At 42.1% G+C, this 17,751-nt stretch carries 13 protein-coding genes; 4 read left to right on the top strand and 9 right to left on the bottom strand.

Features of this window, described 5'->3' with window-relative positions:
- Positions 1–31: 31 nt before the first annotated feature.
- Positions 32–1,036 (top strand): adenosine deaminase, encoded by a 1,005-nt coding sequence (add, locus tag C9J38_RS15015; protein WP_107207789.1) that lies wholly within the window; start codon positions 32–34, stop codon positions 1,034–1,036.
- Between the two features lie 82 nt (positions 1,037–1,118).
- On the opposite strand, the gene hemN is transcribed toward add, so the two are convergent.
- From hemN to C9J38_RS15045, 5 genes are all read right to left on the bottom strand, one after another.
- On the bottom strand, positions 1,119–2,492 hold the full coding sequence (hemN, locus tag C9J38_RS15020; protein ID WP_107207790.1) for an oxygen-independent coproporphyrinogen III oxidase: 1,374 nt from the start codon (positions 2,490–2,492) through the stop codon (positions 1,119–1,121).
- Positions 2,493–2,632: 140 nt separating this feature from the next.
- A complete protein-coding gene (locus C9J38_RS15025; RefSeq protein ID WP_107207791.1) occupies positions 2,633–3,112 on the bottom strand; it encodes a DUF2489 domain-containing protein in 480 nt (159 codons plus the stop codon).
- Positions 3,113–3,115: 3 nt separating this feature from the next.
- Positions 3,116–3,661 (bottom strand): Der GTPase-activating protein YihI, encoded by a 546-nt coding sequence (yihI, locus tag C9J38_RS15030; protein WP_045084567.1) that lies wholly within the window; start codon positions 3,659–3,661, stop codon positions 3,116–3,118.
- Positions 3,661–4,302, bottom strand: a complete 642-nt coding sequence (locus tag C9J38_RS15035) for a class I SAM-dependent methyltransferase (RefSeq protein ID WP_107207792.1) — start codon at positions 4,300–4,302, stop codon at positions 3,661–3,663. The genes yihI and C9J38_RS15035 overlap by 1 nt, the downstream gene beginning before the upstream one ends.
- A gap of 948 nt (positions 4,303–5,250) precedes the next feature.
- Complete coding sequence (locus tag C9J38_RS15045; RefSeq protein WP_107207794.1) at positions 5,251–5,874, bottom strand: cytochrome c; 624 nt, start codon at positions 5,872–5,874, stop codon at positions 5,251–5,253.
- Positions 5,875–6,031: 157 nt separating this feature from the next.
- Between C9J38_RS15045 and yihA the strand changes: the two genes are divergently transcribed.
- A complete protein-coding gene (gene yihA, locus C9J38_RS15050; protein ID WP_105061451.1) occupies positions 6,032–6,706 on the top strand; it encodes a ribosome biogenesis GTP-binding protein YihA/YsxC in 675 nt (224 codons plus the stop codon).
- Positions 6,707–7,657: 951 nt separating this feature from the next.
- Here the strand turns inward: yihA and polA are convergent.
- From polA to recQ, 4 genes are all read right to left on the bottom strand, one after another.
- Positions 7,658–10,429 carry a DNA polymerase I gene (polA, locus tag C9J38_RS15055; protein ID WP_107207795.1) on the bottom strand — a complete coding sequence of 924 codons (2,772 nt, stop codon included), beginning with the start codon at positions 10,427–10,429 and terminating at the stop codon, positions 7,658–7,660.
- Positions 10,430–11,397: 968 nt separating this feature from the next.
- Positions 11,398–12,108: a 7-cyano-7-deazaguanine/7-aminomethyl-7-deazaguanine transporter gene (locus C9J38_RS15060; RefSeq protein WP_107207796.1), complete on the bottom strand. Its 711-nt coding sequence runs from the start codon at positions 12,106–12,108 to the stop codon at positions 11,398–11,400.
- Positions 12,109–12,242: 134 nt separating this feature from the next.
- Positions 12,243–12,548, bottom strand: a complete 306-nt coding sequence (locus tag C9J38_RS15065) for a DUF3630 family protein (RefSeq protein ID WP_107207797.1) — start codon at positions 12,546–12,548, stop codon at positions 12,243–12,245.
- 328 nt (positions 12,549–12,876) lie between these two features.
- Positions 12,877–14,727, bottom strand: coding sequence for an ATP-dependent DNA helicase RecQ (recQ, locus tag C9J38_RS15070; RefSeq protein ID WP_107207798.1), 1,851 nt, complete (start codon positions 14,725–14,727; stop codon positions 12,877–12,879).
- 204 nt (positions 14,728–14,931) lie between these two features.
- Here recQ and rarD point away from each other — a divergent pair, with 204 nt between their 5' ends.
- Positions 14,932–15,837 carry an EamA family transporter RarD gene (gene rarD, locus C9J38_RS15075; RefSeq protein ID WP_107207799.1) on the top strand — a complete coding sequence of 302 codons (906 nt, stop codon included), beginning with the start codon at positions 14,932–14,934 and terminating at the stop codon, positions 15,835–15,837.
- A gap of 134 nt (positions 15,838–15,971) precedes the next feature.
- On the top strand, positions 15,972–17,735 hold the full coding sequence (gene ggt, locus C9J38_RS15080) for a gamma-glutamyltransferase (protein ID WP_107207800.1): 1,764 nt from the start codon (positions 15,972–15,974) through the stop codon (positions 17,733–17,735).
- The last annotated feature ends 16 nt before the right edge of the window (positions 17,736–17,751 follow it).

Below are 17,751 nucleotides of genomic sequence, written 5' to 3' on the forward strand. Positions count from 1 at the left end.
TTAACGCTCAGTTTTCATCGGAATAATCATAATGATCAACAAGCATCTTCCTTTAACGGATCTACACCGTCACCTTGATGGCAATATTCGCCCTCAAACTATCCTAGAACTTGGCCAGCAATTTAATATGGCGCTACCGGGCCATGATCTAGAAAGTTTACGCCCACACGTTCAGATCGTTGAAGCTGAGCCAAGTCTTGTGGCTTTTTTATCAAAGCTAGACTGGGGTGTTGCTGTATTAGGCGATCTCGATGCTTGTCGTCGTGTCGCTTATGAAAACGTTGAAGATGCCTTGCATGCACAAATTGATTATGCCGAGCTACGTTTCTCACCTTACTACATGGCAATGAAGCACAACTTGCCGATCGCTGGTGTGGTTGAAGCCATTATTGATGGAGTAGAAGCTGGTTGTCGTGACTTTGGCATCAAAGCGAACTTGATCGGTATTATGAGTCGTACCTTTGGTGTTGAGGCTTGCCAGCAAGAGCTTGATGGCTTACTCGCTCACAAAGATAAATTGGTCGCTATCGATTTAGCCGGTGATGAATTAGGTCAGCCAGGCGCACAATTTAACGCACACTTTAAACAGGTTCGTGATGCGGGCTTACGTGTAACCGTTCATGCTGGTGAAGCAGCTGGCTCTGAAAGTATGTGGCAAGCCATTAATGAGCTTGGCGCAGTACGTATTGGTCACGGTGTAAAGGCAATTCAAGATCCAAAACTGATGGATTATCTAGCAGAGCATAAAATTGGTATTGAATCGTGCATTACCTCAAACATTCAAACCAGTACTATTAGCAATATCAAAGATCACCCTATCAAGCCATTCCTCGAGCATGGCATTTTAGCCTGCCTCAACACTGACGACCCTGCCGTTGAAGGTATTGAATTACCTTACGAATATGAGGTAGCAGCACCCGCTGTTGGATTAAGCCAAGCGCAAATCGAACAAGCACAACGCAATGGCTTAGAGATCGCCTTCTTGAATGAAAGCGAGAAACAAGCACTTCGCGAGATGGCAGCACAACGCAGTTAATCACTCACGCGATAAAAATCAGATAACAAAAAGCCCCATTCCAGCATTGCTCGAATGGGGCTTATTATTTAATCCAAGAAGATTAAATCACTCGTGAAAACTGCTGTTGGCGAGCGCGATCACGTAAGTATTTATCGAAACACATACAAATATTACGGATCAATAAACGTCCCTTCAGCTCAACGAAGATATGTTGCTGATCCACTGCTACTAACTCATCATCAATAAAGGTCTTTAAAAGCTCTAAATCTTCAGCAAAATATTGATCAAAATTGATATTAAATTCCGCTTCAATCACTTTCTTATCAAGCTGGAAATTACAAATAAGGGCTTTGATCACTTCACGACGCAGTAAGTCGTCCGCATCGAGCGAAACCCCTTTCCACAGTGCGTTTTGTTTTTCTTCAATATCGCGGTAGTAATGCTTTAACTCTTTTTGGTTCTGTGCGTAGCAATCACCAATCATAGAAATAGCGGATACACCCATACCTAATAAATCACACTCACCTTGAGTGGTATAACCTTGGAAATTACGGTGCAGAATCCCTTCACGCTGGGCAATGGCTAATTCATCATCCGGTTTGGCAAAGTGATCCATACCAATAAATTGGTATCCTGCCCCCGTCAACGTCGCAATGGTATCTTGCAGAATACCTAATTTTTCTTTGGCACTCGGTAATAGCTCTTCGCTGATCTTACGCTGTGCCGCAAACAATTTAGGCATGTGGGCGTAGTTAAACACCGATAAACGCCCCGGATTCATCGCCAGTACTTGCTCTAATGTTTTCGCAAACATTTCACGATTTTGTAGCGGTAAACCATAAATCAAATCAAGGTTCGTTGAACGGAATCCCAATTCACGTGCACGCTCAACCATCGCAAAGATAAACGCTTCATCTTGCTCACGGTTAACCAATTTTTGCACGTCTTTATTGAAATCTTGCACCCCAATGCTTAAACGGTTAAAGCCTTCGCCACGTAAATGGTCAAGAATATCGAGTTCAATTTCACGCGGATCGACTTCTATGCTGATCTCAGCATCATCATCAAAATTAAACGCTGCACGCAAGCTATTCATTAAACGACTGATCTGCGCTGCAGTAAGGAACGTCGGTGTACCACCGCCCCAGTGCAATTGACTCACTTGGCGATTGCCCAATAAAGTCGCACGTTGTTTAATTTCTTGTTCTAGCTTATCCAAGTAGTCATCCGCTTTATGCTGATGACGGGTAATGATTTTATTACAGCCACAGTAGTAACAAAGCTTATGACAAAATGGGATATGAATATAAAGCGATAGCTTACGATCAGGATATTGCTTACATGCCATCTCAAATTCAGCAGACGTGAACGCTTCATTAAACTCTAATGCAGTTGGGTAAGAGGTATAACGCGGGCCTGAGTAGTTATACTTTTCAATCAGGGCCTGATCCCAAATAATCTGCTCATTTGACATGACATATTTCCAATATTGTAGGGAGAATAAAGAGTTAAACGTGTAATGATAGTAAGACGAATAACACTTATAGTTTATAAGACAATACAGTCATCGCCTAATCAGATTAGACGATGACTGTAATCGTTCAGATCAAGTCATTAAGACTTCGTAGACAGGATGGCATCCAGTTCGATCGCAATAGCTTCTTGTAATCGAGTTTCAGCCTTCATTCGCTCCAGATCAAAGCGCATTCGAGCACGTTTCTCTGTTTGTTGACGCGCTTCACCGCGAGGCATATCTTTTACTACCTCATACAGCTCTGTAATTGCTGGATAAGTGGCTGCAAAATCAACACTCTTATCAGCCTGTAGCGCTTCCATCAACTTATACAAACGAATCGCCGCTTCAGACAAATCACATTGTCCTTGCTTGGTCGCTGCGGCAATCACATAAACGCTCTCTAAAATCGTATTATTACGCGTTTCTATCGCCTCTTTTTGCTGTTGTTCAGCACGGGCTAAAAAAACTTTATGGCGTTGATTTTGTTGGTATAGCTTAACAAGTAGCGTGCCCGCATAAATACCAAGCGCGGTTACAATTGTGCCACCAATAACAAGCAGAAGCGTCAAATCCTGCAACGGTTACTCCTTACCGAATTTATCTAAATCCATCTTTTCAAATTGATCGAGTAAATCATCATCAGACTTAACCGCTGGGCGGTACTCATCTTCCTCGAACAATTCAACTTCATCTTCTTCCATCAAACCAAGCTGCTTCATAAGCTGCTCAATACGATCAAGTTTTTGGTCGACTTGTTTCTGTAAGCCTGCACCTAACTTTTCACCAGCATCTAAGCGATCAAGAAGAACCATCAGCTGCGCATCATTTTCAAGCATTGCTAATTCTTGCTCTGCTGACATACGGCGTTGCTGTTTGGTCATTGGCTTTTTCGGCTCAACAATCAAAGGAATTGGTTTTTTACTACCAAGACGTGGGTCTTTTTTCTGCGCGGCATTACGCTGCTTAGTTTCTTCAACGGCAGAATGGCGACTACCAGTTTTTAAGCCTTTACGCTTTTTCGCTTTCTGGCGCTGGCGAGATTCGATCTCTAATTGGTTCGGCGTTTTATCGCGGTATACCGCTGGGCCTTCAGAGCCAATCTTACGGCCTCTTTTTTTACGGGTCATTACTGGGTTTTCCTCAGCAAAATCACATCATTTCCAACAAACTCAACTTCTAAGCCATCACGTTGCGCTAAAAAGCGGAACGTATCGCGACTAAAGAAACTAACGTGGGTTGGATCGTTCTTGTAATGCCAACGTGTAAACGCTTCGGCATCGGTTGCTAGCTTTGTCATCAACCCCAGCCATCCGCCAGGTTTAATCATACTCAGCAGCAGCCCCCATTCCTTCGCAGGCTGATTAAAATGTTCTATGGCTTCGGTACACGTAACAAAGTCATATTGACGCGTTAATACACTAGGATCAGGTGCAAAATATGGATCATAAATCGCCATATTATATCCCATTTCGTCCAACATAATGGAAAGTGTTGGACCAGGACCGCTGCCAAAGTCTAAACCATCTAATGGCCCAGCCGGTAAACGTTCCACTAATGGTGTCGCTAAACGACCTAAAAATTGGCGATAACCCATATCATCTGGATTATTTTGATGTTGATCATAAACCGCTTTTTCTTGTTCTGGCGATAACTGAGCCTCAGGATCAGCAAAAATTAACGCGCATTGCTGACAACGAAAATAGCAGCGATTTTTATCTTCAACAAATACTCCATGCTGTTCACTATGGCACAGTGGACATGGCTGCATGATCACTTCTCCGGTGTTGCCGATTATTAGCAAAATCGGAACTGGTGTAAAATCGAGCGGGCTATTCTATACCCAATCGCGGTCAAGATGTAGTTTTGCCGACAAATTGTGCAAGTTTATCTGTAAATACGATAATGATAGATAAAAGATCAACAAGTTAACTTGTTTATAATGCAGATAGAAAAAGAGGGGAAAAGAAAAAAGCGATAGGCTTGCACCTATCGCTCTATATGTAAGCCACTGGCTTATATTCTGTCTAGTCATCCTAACTAGCGTGTAACGTCCCGGTTAAGCAACGTTCCCTTTGTTATTAGTGCTTTCCTTGCGAACTTGTTGTTCGTCATCATCCTGATGAGTTTTACTCTTCCGTGTCCTGTCCATAGTAATTCAACTCGTCCTGAGTTGGCGTTCCATTTCGCTTACTATCATCCTGATAATAATGCCACCATCCTTGTGAGCACGTTATCCATAACGTACCACTTATTGCGACGACATCATGTCGTTGCAAAATCTTATCCGTAAGTGTCTTCCTGACAATCCAATACGCTTCTTGCGTCAACCCTAGTCATCCTAACTAGACGTCCTGTGATCCTTTGAGCTCCTGCTCATGCCATCCTAGCGTTTCCATCCCTTGTCGCTTTCCCTGTCGACACGAGATAATTTACAGTAACCAAAAACTGAAACAATGTACCGATATCACACTTTTAAAAGCACAAACCACTAAAAAAACGCAAACCATTGTTATTGAAGGATAATGTATTTTTATCTGCAAAATTTCGAGCTAAAACAACCCTCACAAATGGCAGATCTCTTACAAGCTGTTGAGCAAATAAGACAGAAGTAAAAATAGTCTTGCTGAATGAAACACTAAAAGATATAAAACGATAACTATCAGGCAATAAAAAAGCAGCCTTTAGGCTGCTTTTTTTCAATTCGGATCAAGCGATTTTAGTGCAAGCCGCCGACATATTGTGACAACGCATTAATTTCATCATCACTTAATTTTGCAGCAACCGAACGCATCATCGCGTTCATATCATTAGCACGGACACCTGAACGGAACTCTTCCAGTTGAAGTTTTACGTATTCTGCATTTTGACCAGAGATCTTAGGGAATCCAGATAAGCTCGTACCATTGCCACGAGGACCATGACACGCAATACAGGCAGCAATACCACGTTCAGTATCGCCAAAACGATAAAGTTGTTGCGCGACTTCAACGGATTCTTTGGGGGAAGTATTATCTGATATAGGCAGAGAAGCATAATATACTGCGATATCTGCGATATCTTGATCAGAAAGGGCCATGGCCATTCCTCCCATAACAGGATTATTACGTCCCTGTTTTCCGCCGGTAGCCATTGCCTGTTTGTATTCTTTTAATTGCTTTTCAAGATATTTAGGATGCTGTCCAGCAAGCTTCGGGGATTGCTGCATCAATGCTGCATTGCCATCTGTACCATGGCAGGCGGCACACGTTACAGCTTTCAGTTTACCTGCTTCGATGTTGCCTTCTTCAGCCGTGGTCGAATAACTAGCAAGAAGGCTTAATATTAATATTAATTTCTTCATGACATTCCGTTTATAATTATAGGGCTTCCACTACCACAAGTAATGCTCACTTACATAGTATACAATACGATCACAAACCAAGCTCGGTTTCACATATTTTACACATCTTCACATAAAAGCAATCAGTCGACTACATGAAGACTGGACGGAGTTAACAGTGAATCAACCTCTCAACTACAGAAATACAAGTTTTATCACAAGTGCGCCAGATATTCGTCACTTGCCGCAAGATGCAGGCGTTGAGATTGCATTTGCTGGTCGCTCTAACGCGGGCAAGTCGAGTGCGCTAAACCGCTTAACCGATCAAAAAGGGTTAGCGCGTACTTCAAAAACGCCTGGTCGTACTCAACTGATCAATATGTTTGAAGTGGTTCAAGGCTGTAACCTTATCGATTTACCGGGTTATGGTTTTGCACAAGTCCCTCTTGAAATGAAATTAAAATGGCAGAAGTCGCTAGGAGAATACCTTCAGCGTCGTGAGTGCTTACAAGGCCTTGTGGTATTGATGGATATCCGTCATCCGATGAAAGATCTTGACCAACAAATGATTAATTGGGCACTTGAAAGCCGTTTACCTGTGCTGGTCTTACTGACTAAAGCAGACAAGCTAAAAAGTGGTGCTCGTAAAGCACAGGTGCTAAAAATCCGCCAAATGACTAAAGAGTTAGAAGGTGACGTACAAGTTGAAGCTTTCTCTTCGTTAAAAGGTATTGGCGTCGATCAAGTTCGCCGTAAATTGGATGAGTGGTACGCACCAGAGCTAGAGCGCCAACGTGTGCTTGCCGGTGGTGATGATGCTTTCCCTGAGCAAGTAGAAGAAGACAACGAGTAAAATACGTTGTTTATATAGCTCTAAGGATTGGAGCTATAAAAGTTCCCCACCATCTCGGTGGGGCAAATTAAGAGAGAAACAGGAGGTATTTTAGTTTTGTGCAACAAACAATAATGATTTCCACTCTTAGTGCAATCCCTTCCCTTTATATGACTCAACTTACATGTTTTTTTGCGACTCTCGACCATATTCCCCTCTGAATTCCGATATAAATATTGCTTACCCGCCTCTACTTAGTACATTATTTTCTTAACAAAATAACAACATAAAATGTTAATAAACCATGTTTAGTTCTGGAAGTTTATTACAAACACATTTAACCAAAAAAAGAGCAAAAAAAAACCACTCCCAATAGTGTAGGAATGGTTATTTCATGGATTTGTTGAACGGCTGATAATGTCATCAGCACTGACAGCAAATATGAACAAGAAGCTGTTTTTAGTATAGCGACTGTTTTTATTTTTTAAAGTATTTACTCTAAAAAAATAACAACTAAAAAGAAAATTTAAGAGAAAAAGGCGAACAAATAAGCCAAAAAGATCAAATAGACCAATGAACGACCATAATTTGATTAGTAATTAGCTAAATAGAGAGAAACGAAAAAGAAAGAAATAATCAACAGACAACAAAGAAAGGTATAAACGGAGAGAAAAAATTTTCGAGCGCACAATAAAAAACGCCCCGGTCCAAAGTGAGACCAGGGCGGCTGAATCAGCCAAATCCAATAACGTGAAACAAAAGGTCTGAAAGATAGAACATCTTACCTCTGTACCCTACACCTGTAACTGTATATCAAACGTGCAGTTTTTGGAACCCCTAAATGTAGTTTTTTTTCACTTTGTTGTAAGTAAATTTTACATATTGGTTTTTATTTGTCGCTTATTTTTAACAAAAAAAATAGCCAGCATCGTGCTGACTATTTATTATTATTCTTATTATTACCAATAAAAATTAGTGCGCTTGATCCCAGTTATCACCGTAACCAGTATCTGCGATAAGCGGTACATCCAGCGTCGCTGCTTGTTCCATTAATGCTTTAACTGATGCAGTTACCGCTTCAAGTGCTGATTCTTTCACTTCAAACACTAATTCATCGTGTACTTGCATTAATAAACGCACATCGCCTTCCGGTTGTTGTTGCACCCAACCATCAACCGCAATCATCGCCAACTTGATGATATCAGCTGCGGTTCCTTGCATTGGCGCATTGATTGCTGCACGCTCCGCTGCTTTTCGACGTAAACCATTACGTGATTTAATGTCTGGTAGATATAAGCGACGACCAAAGAGCGTTTCAACATAACCTTGCTCTGAAGCCGCATTACGCGTGCTTTCCATGTATTCTAAAACACCTGGATAACGCTCAAAATACACATTCATGTAGTTTTGTGCTTCATTACGTCCCATATCTAGCTGCTTCGCCAAACCAAATGCACTCATGCCATAGATCAAACCGAAGTTGATCGCTTTAGCACGGCGACGTTGCTCACTACTTACCTGCTCAATATCTAAGCCAAGGATTTCAGCGGCCGTTGCGGCGTGGATATCTTTACCATGACGGAAAGCATCTAATAATGCTTTATCACCGGATAAATGCGCCATAATACGTAATTCAATTTGAGAGTAATCGACCGCTAAGATCTTATAGCCGCTTTGTGCGACAAACGCTTGGCGAATACGACGACCTTCTTCATTACGTACTGGAATATTCTGCAAATTTGGATCGCTTGATGATAGACGTCCGGTTGCAGTCACGGCTTGATGGTAAGAAGTATGCACTCGACCCGTTGCAGGATTCACCATCTTAGGCAACTTATCGGTGTAAGTAGATTTCAGTTTTGCAAGTCCACGATATTCTAAGAGTAACTTAGGCAGTGGGTAATCAAGCGCCAGCTCTTGCAATACTTCTTCATTGGTTGACGGTGTACCAGATGGCGTTTTCTTTAAAACAGGTAATCCCATTTTTTCAAATAGGATCGCTTGAAGCTGTTTTGGCGAGCTTAAATTAAATTCTTGCTCCGCAATTTCAAACGCTTTTTTCTCAATTTCATCAAGTCGAGCAGCGATCTCTGTTGATTGTGCGCCAAGCAACATACTGTCGACATAAACACCCGTGCGCTCCATACGTGAAAGTACTGGCACTAATGGCATTTCGATAGTTTCAAAGACATGCTTAAGTTTGTCGTCAGCTTCTACTTTAGGATACAACGTATTGTGCAAACGCAAAGTAATGTCAGCATCTTCAGCAGCATAAGGGCCCGCTTGCTCTAAATCGATTTGATTGAACGTTAGCTGCTTTTTACCTTTACCTGCAACCTCTTCAAAGCTGATATTCTTATGCTCTAAATAACGTAGGGCAAGGCTATCCATATCATGACGCCCAACAACGCTATTAAATACATAAGATTCAAGCATGGTATCGAACACAATACCCTGCATTTCAATGCCATAACGAGCAACAATACTGGCATCAAACTTAAGGTTTTGGCCAATTTTCGCTTGTTTTGGATCTTCAAGTAACGGTTTTAACTGCTCAAGTACCCAATCACGGTCAAGCTGCGCTGGCGCATCAAGATAATCGTGAGCCACAGGGACGTAAGCCGCTTTACCTTCTTCAATCGCAAAAGACACACCGACGACATTCGCCGTCATGTAATCTAAACCATCGGTTTCGGTATCAAAGGCAAACGCCTCTGCCGCTGTTAATTGTTCAAGCCATGTTGCAAAACTTTCTTTATCTAAAACCGTTTCATACCCACTACGATCAATCGTTGGTGCAACGACTTTTTTTTCAGCTGGCACATCACCTGATTTTTCGTCAGCAACAATACGGCCATCACTTCCATCAAGCATTTCAGTTAACCAACGACGGAACTGTAACTTACCAAACAGCTCGGTGAGAGCATCTGTATCTGGTACGCCCTTACGCAGTTCATCAGGTGTTACATCTAGCTCAACATCCAATTTGATGGTGGCAAGCTTATATGACATGTAAGCTGCTTCTTTATTATCAATCAGCTTTTTCGCCATGGTTTTTGAACCACGGAAACCGAGAGCAGCAATATCATCTAAATTATCGTATAAGGCATCTAACCCACCGATACCGGTAAGCAATGCTTTTGCTGTTTTCTCACCAACCCCAGGCACACCTGGAATGTTATCCACTTTATCGCCCATCAGAGCAAGGTAGTCGATGATCAATTCAGGACCAATCCCAAACTTATCCACAACACCAGCGGGATCCATCACAACATCAGTCATGGTATTGATCAAAGTAACATTTTGATCCACCAGCTGCGCCATATCTTTATCACCTGTACTGATAAGTACTGGCATACCTTGTTGTGATGCTTGTGTGGATAACGTGCCAATCACATCATCAGCTTCAACCCCAGAGATCGCGATCAATGGTAGCCCCATCGCTTTGATCACCGCATGCAATGGTTCGATCTGACTGCGAAGATCGTCCGGCATCGGTGGACGATTGGCTTTATATTCAGGATACATATCATCACGGAAGGTTTTCCCTTTCGCATCAAAGATCACTGCGATATGTTCGGTTGAAAATTGACGTAACATGCTACGTAGCATGTTTACAACACCATAAATTGCGCCCGTCGGCTCACCGTCAGAATTAGTGAAATTCGGTGCAGCATGGTAAGCGCGATAAAGGTAAGAGGATCCATCAATCAGGATCAATGGATTTTCTGGAATAGTTGCCATAGGGTTATTCTTATATCCAAGCGTTTGTCGTTCAGGTTAGTAGCTCTATTATCGACCATATTAGGCGTTGAGCGACAGGAAAAATGCAATAACCATAGAATGCCACGCCCTGTCGCAAGTGTTAACCAATGTTTTATTCTATTCTCACTTTTTCTGTGGATAACTTTGTTAGTATTTAATTTACGCCAGTTGATCGTTTTTTGGGTAATTTGACAAATAAGAAACTATTACAAACACAATCAACAACTTAGACATGAACCTTAATTTCGATCCTCGATCCCTATTTGATCATTAATTGTGGAAAACCTCATAGTGATAAAGCCAAATGCGGTAATAACATCATAAAAATCAGACGATTTGTTTAGTATCAAAACCAAAAATAACTAAATTGCGGTAATTTTAGCCGCTTATACACTATTTAATGGCAGAGATACCTATCAGTGAAAATTTATCTTCGATAAAAAACTAAAGCATAGAAAGTTGATCTCTTTTTTATCTTAATAGTGATCAATAAAGACGCTTCGATCGTGGCACAGTAAAATCACACATAAAGACAGACTATGCCATCGTGAATGCAATAGAAAAAAATAAACGGCTTAACGATAACGGATCAATGGAAGATAAGAATAGACTAGACAGATCTTAAAAAAGAAAAAGCGACGCTACGATGAGTAGCGTCGCTCAGCAGAAGTGGTGTTCGGTTATTAGCCCTACACTAATAACACGCAACCGGAGCTGTAGTACACTGGAAGCAATGTGAGCAATGTCGTGCCATCAAGACGATATGATTATGTTCCATCCCTATCGCCTGAGTGCATGTTAATAATAACCATTCTCACTTGAGATGCAAGTATTTTATTGAGAATAATTGTCATTTGACACGATATTTTTTAACCAGTGTCTTCACTGTATAAAAAAACCGATCTTAGGATCGGTTTCTTCTTTAACCCTTATCACTAGTAACAAAACTATTGATTAGTCTTTGCCGCCACTAACGTTTGCGGTGGTAACGTTGTCAGCTTATCAATTAAGTAATTAAGTAATACGCCATAAATAGGCACAAATAGTCCGAGACTAATAATTAACTTAAAGCTGTAATCCACCAACGCAATTTCCGTCCAATTTGCTGCCATAAACGGATCGGGACTGTGGTAAAACGCTATACCAAAGAACGCAATGGTATCAATCGCATTACCAAAAATAGTGGAGGCCGTAGGGGCTATCCACCATTGTTTTAATTGGCGTAGGCGGTTGAATACCGACACATCTAAAATTTGTCCTAACAAGTAAGCCATAAAACTGGCAATCGCAATACGAGCAACAAACAGATTAAATTCCGTTAAATGTCCTAGCCCTTGGTATTCGCCTTGGAAGAACAAGACCGATAATAAATACGATACGAGCAGTGCAGGCATCATGACACGGAAAATAATTTTACGCGCCATTCCAGCCCCAAAAATACGCACGGTAAGATCGGTAGCTAAAAAGATAAACGGAAAAGTAAACGCTCCCCAGGTGGTGTGATAACCAAATACGGTAAAAGGTAACTGCACTAAATAGTTACTCGATGCAATTACGAGTAAATGAAATAGCACTAAATAACCTAGGGCTTTACGTTGCTGTTGTGGAGTAAAAGAGGGTGAAGCTATAGCATTAGATTGAGATAAAGCAGTCGTCATGTGAGACCTTTTTGTCAATGGGGGGAGGGAACCCAAACATACTTTGCTGCCAGCGTTTTATCGCCAACAACGACCAGGTCGGCGATTATACAGAAACCAGCTTGCTTGCCTAGCTTTTGATCTTACCAGCGAGATTAATTTAATAAGCTCGCAATAAAAGTGAGTGTTTCTTCATCGTCATCACTCATGGCTTCAAGCCATAACTCACCGCTGTAATGCTCACCTTTTAACAGCAAACGACAACCTTCAAAATCAATCAACCAAATATGTAGATCTGCATTACTCTCTTTCTCTACCATCTTAGCATCAATGGCGAGTAAGAAAGATTCTGCGATCGTATCAAAACTATCGAAATCAAATGCCGGGCTTTTAATCGATAAAAAACGTGCGTCGCGATCAAACTGACGAATACCGAATACGTGACTTATTACTGCTGTCATCATGACTCCTATTTATTGCTTTAAATAGCGGGCTTCAATCCTTGTTATCCCTTGATGTAACCAAGTGTTAATTAGCATTACAAAGGTTAAGGTTGCTCTAGTATTCCACTTATCATCGTGGTCTTATTGGGCTGCTGCTGGAGTACGTTATCGCGAGTCCCGTCGCATAACCTAGCAGCTCGGTGAAATGAATATTCCACCAAAAATACGCAAGCTGTTTTGTCGTGACCAAACACCCTATTAAGGCTGTTTCTTTAACGCATTCTAGCCGGGCTTACCATGAGCCCGGTTTTTTTATATCTATACTCAACTTGCTAGATTCGATATTTTAATGCGGCTCTTCAATTGCCAATAAATGATCACGGATCAAGCCTAAAAAAACCTCTCCGTATTTTTCTAGTTTACGCTGACCCACCCCGTTCACCGCAAGAAAGTCGCCATTTGACGTCGGTAATCGCTCTGCCATTTCCATTAAGCTGGCATCGTTAAACACCACATAAGGCGGTAGATCTTCTTCATCAGCAATCGCTTTTCGCAATTTACGTAACTTGGCAAACAATTTTTTATCGTACTGGCGATTCGCGAGTTTATTCACTTTCATGTTACGGGCAATATTATCCAGTCGCGGAACTGCAAGTTCTAAACCAATCTCAGCACGTAATAGTGGGCGGGCTTTTTCTGTTAATTGCAGTACGGAATTACGGCTAATATTCTGGGTTAAGTACCCCAAATGAATTAACTGGCGTAATACACTCACCCAATATTCATGGCTGTATTCACGCCCAATACCATAAGTACTTAATTTATCATGTCCATGCTCGCGGATTCGTTGGTTTTGCATCCCACGAAGCACTTCAACGATATAGGTAATACCGAAACTTTGGTTAACACGGTAGACACAAGACAAGGCTTTTTGCGCCACTTCGACCGCATTAAAACGCTGCGGCGGATCTAAACACACATCGCAATTACCACATGGCTCATCACGGTGCTCACCAAAGTAATGCAACAATACCTGACGACGACAGGTTTGTGCTTCAGCAAAAGCGCCCATCGCATGCAGTTTATGACGCTCGACGTCCTTTTGCTGCCCTTCTTCTTTTTCATCTAAACAACGGCGAAGCCATGCTAAATCTGAAGGATCGTATAACATTACCGCTTCAGCAGGTAAACCATCACGCCCTGCTCGACCTGTTTCTTGGTAATACGATTCAATGTTACGAGGAATATCAAAATGCACGACATAACGCACATTGGGTTTATTGATCCCCATACCAAAGGCAACAGTGGCAACCACGATATGAATATCATCCCGTTGAAACGCCTCTTGAACATTGGCTCGCTCAACATGATCTAACCCCGCATGATAGGCCTCTGCACGTATGCCTTTATCTCGCAGTTTTTCACTGATCTGTTCTACTTTCTTACGACTATTGCAATAAATAATGCCGCACTGCCCACGCATACCTTCAACATAGCGAATAATTTGTGTTAACGGTTTATGTTTTTCCCACAAAATATAACGAATATTCGGGCGATCAAAACTGCCTAGATACTCATGAGGACTCTGCAATCCTAGGCGGCTAACAATATCATGGCGGGTGGTTTCATCTGCCGTGGCAGTTAATGCCATTATCGGTAGGTTTTCAAACGACTGCTTCAATCGTCCGAGAGCGGCATATTCTGGTCTAAAATCATGTCCCCATTGCGAAATACAATGCGCTTCATCAACCGCGACCATCGCCAGCGGTACGTCACGTAAACGATCAATAAAATCATACGTTAATACGCGCTCTGGCGAGACATAGACTAGCTTTACAGTCGCATCTTTCATCGCATCAAACACGGCGAGGATCTCATCACGTTCCATCGTCGAATTGATATAGGCGGCAGCAACACCATTGGCTTTAAGTTGATCGACCTGATCTTTCATCAATGAAATAAGCGGTGAAATAACCAGCGTGATCCCTTCTTTTAATAAGGCAGGGATCTGATAACACAATGACTTACCACCACCCGTTGGCATAATCACCAAGCAATCTTCGTCACGATTGACGGCATCAATCACATCCAGTTGACCTACACGAAATTGCTGATAACCGAAAATTTCCTGTAAAACAGACTCGCTCGTAGATGCTGATAATGCAGAACTGGGTCCATGATGGCAGACGGATGACATGATAAGTCTCTTGGCTAAACGGGGCGTTCATTCTATACCTAAAGCCCCCTTTGATGCGAGGTAGTAACTTGGCTATCAATTAAAAACTCGATGCTCTGGTTTTCCATCATCTTTTCAGCAATAAAATAAATACTGGTATATCAAGCGATCTTGTTTATATACTGCTATAGAATAAAAGTTAACCAATGTTAGATTTGGAGTTTCATGGAAGATAACAACAATCTCGCTAAGCGTGGGATCATTCTCGCTATTTCTGCCTATACCATGTGGGGAATAGCGCCGATCTACTTCAAATCCATTACCAGCGTTCCTCCGCTCGAAATACTGAGTCATCGCGTGATTTGGTCGTTCTTCTTCCTTGCACTCATTATTGCATTCAGCCGCCAGTGGGTGCGTGTCAAAGCCGTTCTCACTCAACCGAAAACGCTTTTCCTACTCACAATATCTGCGTTACTTGTCGGTTGTAATTGGCTTATTTTCATCTGGGCGGTCAATAACAATCATCTTTTAGATGCCAGTTTAGGCTACTACATTAATCCACTGTTAAATGTGCTACTCGGCATGTTGTTACTGGGTGAGAGGTTACGTCGCTTACAGTGGGCGGCAGTTTTAATCGCTGCGATCGGTGTTATTGCCGAGCTCATTCAATTTGGGTCATTACCTTGGATTGCCTTTGCACTTGCGACCAGCTTTGGGTTTTATGGCCTATTACGAAAAAAAATCAATATTGATGCTCAAACTGGCTTATTTATTGAAACCTTTGTGTTGTTACCGTTAGCCGCTATTTATCTCTTTTTTATCAGTAGCAGCCCAACGGCTAACCTGACGGATAATTCCTTCAATCTCAATTTACTGTTAGTCGCTGCCGGTATTGTCACTACCTTGCCTTTACTGTGTTTTACCGGTGCTGCAACGAAATTAAAGCTCTCTACCTTAGGTTTTCTACAATATATCGGCCCTAGTTTGATGTTCGTATTAGCGACTTTTATTTATAAAGAGCCGTTTAAATTAGAACATGGCATTACCTTTGGCTGTATTTGGTTAGCGCTGTTGTTATTTAGTATTGATGGGATCCGAACTCATCAGAAATCATCGAATAATAAAAATTAGCAGCTAACTTGTTTGCCTTTAGATAATCATTCGACATGTATGATAGAACTCTCATTTTTATTATCTAACTCAAGCAAATAAAAGTATAAAATAGCGTTCAGTTAACGACATTACTCCACTCATAAGGATTGAAGATGCCAAGGTTCACCTCCGCTACAGCCTTTTTATTGAGTGTTTGTTGTTTTTCATTTCCAGCATTAGCCAATGAAGTTCAACAAGCCTCTGATCACATTGAACCTGAGCCGAGTACTAACCAACAATCACAACCGTTGGTTTCAGGTAAAGAGTGGATGATCGCCACGGCCAATCCTTATGCCAGTCAAGCAGGAGCTGATATTTTACGTCAGGGTGGCAGTGCTGTTGATGCAATGATCACCGCGCAACTAATATTAGGCTTAGTTGAGCCACAATCATCAGGGATCGGTGGTGGTGGATTTTTGGTGTATTGGGATAATGACAATAACCAAATGACGACATTTGATGGTCGAGAAACAGCCCCTTTTGCTGTGACTCCCCGTTTGTTTCAAGACAATCAAGGTCAGCCGCTAAAATTCTATGATGCCGTTGTCGGTGGACGATCTGTCGGTACACCGGGTACGATTAAACTGCTATGGCGCAGTCATCAGCAATACGGAAAATTGCCATGGAAAACGCTGTTTCTTCCTGCGATCAAATTAGCCAAAGAAGGGTTCATCGTCAGCCCTCGGCTTGCTGCAATGGTTGAGAACGATGCAGAAAATCTTAGTCGCTACCCTACGACTAAAGCCTACTTTTTTGACTCACAAGGCAAACCACTTCAAGCAGGAAGTAAGTTAGTTAATAACGCTTATTCAAATACCTTACGTCAAATTGCTGATTATGGCCCAAGAGCCTTTTATCAAGGCGATATTGCACGAGATATTGTTAATACCGTCCAAAACGCAGAAGGTAATCCTGGGGTATTAAACACGATGGATCTCGCCAGCTACAGCGTTAAACAACGTGAGCCTATTTGTGCCCCCTACCGTCAATATCAAATTTGTGGAATGGGGCCACCCAGCTCTGGCGCATTAACCTTGGGGCAAATATTGGCCATGCTCAATCATTATCCCTTGGATAAGCTCGGTGCCGATAACGTCAAAAGTTGGCAGTTAATTGGTGATGCCTCGCGTTTAGCTTTTGCTGATCGCGGTCGCTATATGGCAGACAGTGATTATGTGCCAATGCCTGTTCGTGGCTTACTCGATCCGAACTACCTTGCCGAGCGTGCTAAATTACTCGAGGGAAATAAAGCATTACCCCAAGTAAAACCGGGAATGCCACCTTGGAATCATGCCAATAACCGCGCCAGTGATGAAGCGATCGAACTGCCTTCCACCAGCCATTTATCGATTGTAGATAAAGAAGGTAATGTGGTCTCACTCACCTCGACGATTGAAAACAGTTTTGGTTCACGGTTAATGGTCAGGGGATTTCTACTCAATAATGAATTAACGGACTTTTCATTCCGCAGCCAAATTGAGGGAGTTCCTGTTGCTAACCGAATAGAGCCAGGTAAACGACCTCGCTCGTCAATGACACCCACGATTGTGATGAAAAACAACCAGCCAGTGCTAACCATCGGCTCACCCGGAGGAAGTCAGATCATTGGTTATCTTGCAAAAACCTTAGTCGCGTATATTGATTGGGGGATGGATTTACAACAAGCGATCAACTTACCGAATATGAATAATCGCTTCGGTACCTTTGAACTTGAAAAAAACACGCCCGCGGCAGAGTGGGCGCCAAAGCTTGAGAAGCTGGGCTATAAAATCCAAATCAAAGATCTGAATTCAGGTATTCAAGCGATAAGTATTGCGCCAAATCAGCTTATTGGGGCAGCCGATCCTCGTCGAGAAGGTAAAGTGATCAGCCAATAACCGCGCTAATACGCAG

It is taken from the genome of Photobacterium sp. GB-210, from assembly GCF_003026075.1.
Classification (GTDB): domain Bacteria; phylum Pseudomonadota; class Gammaproteobacteria; order Enterobacterales; family Vibrionaceae; genus Photobacterium.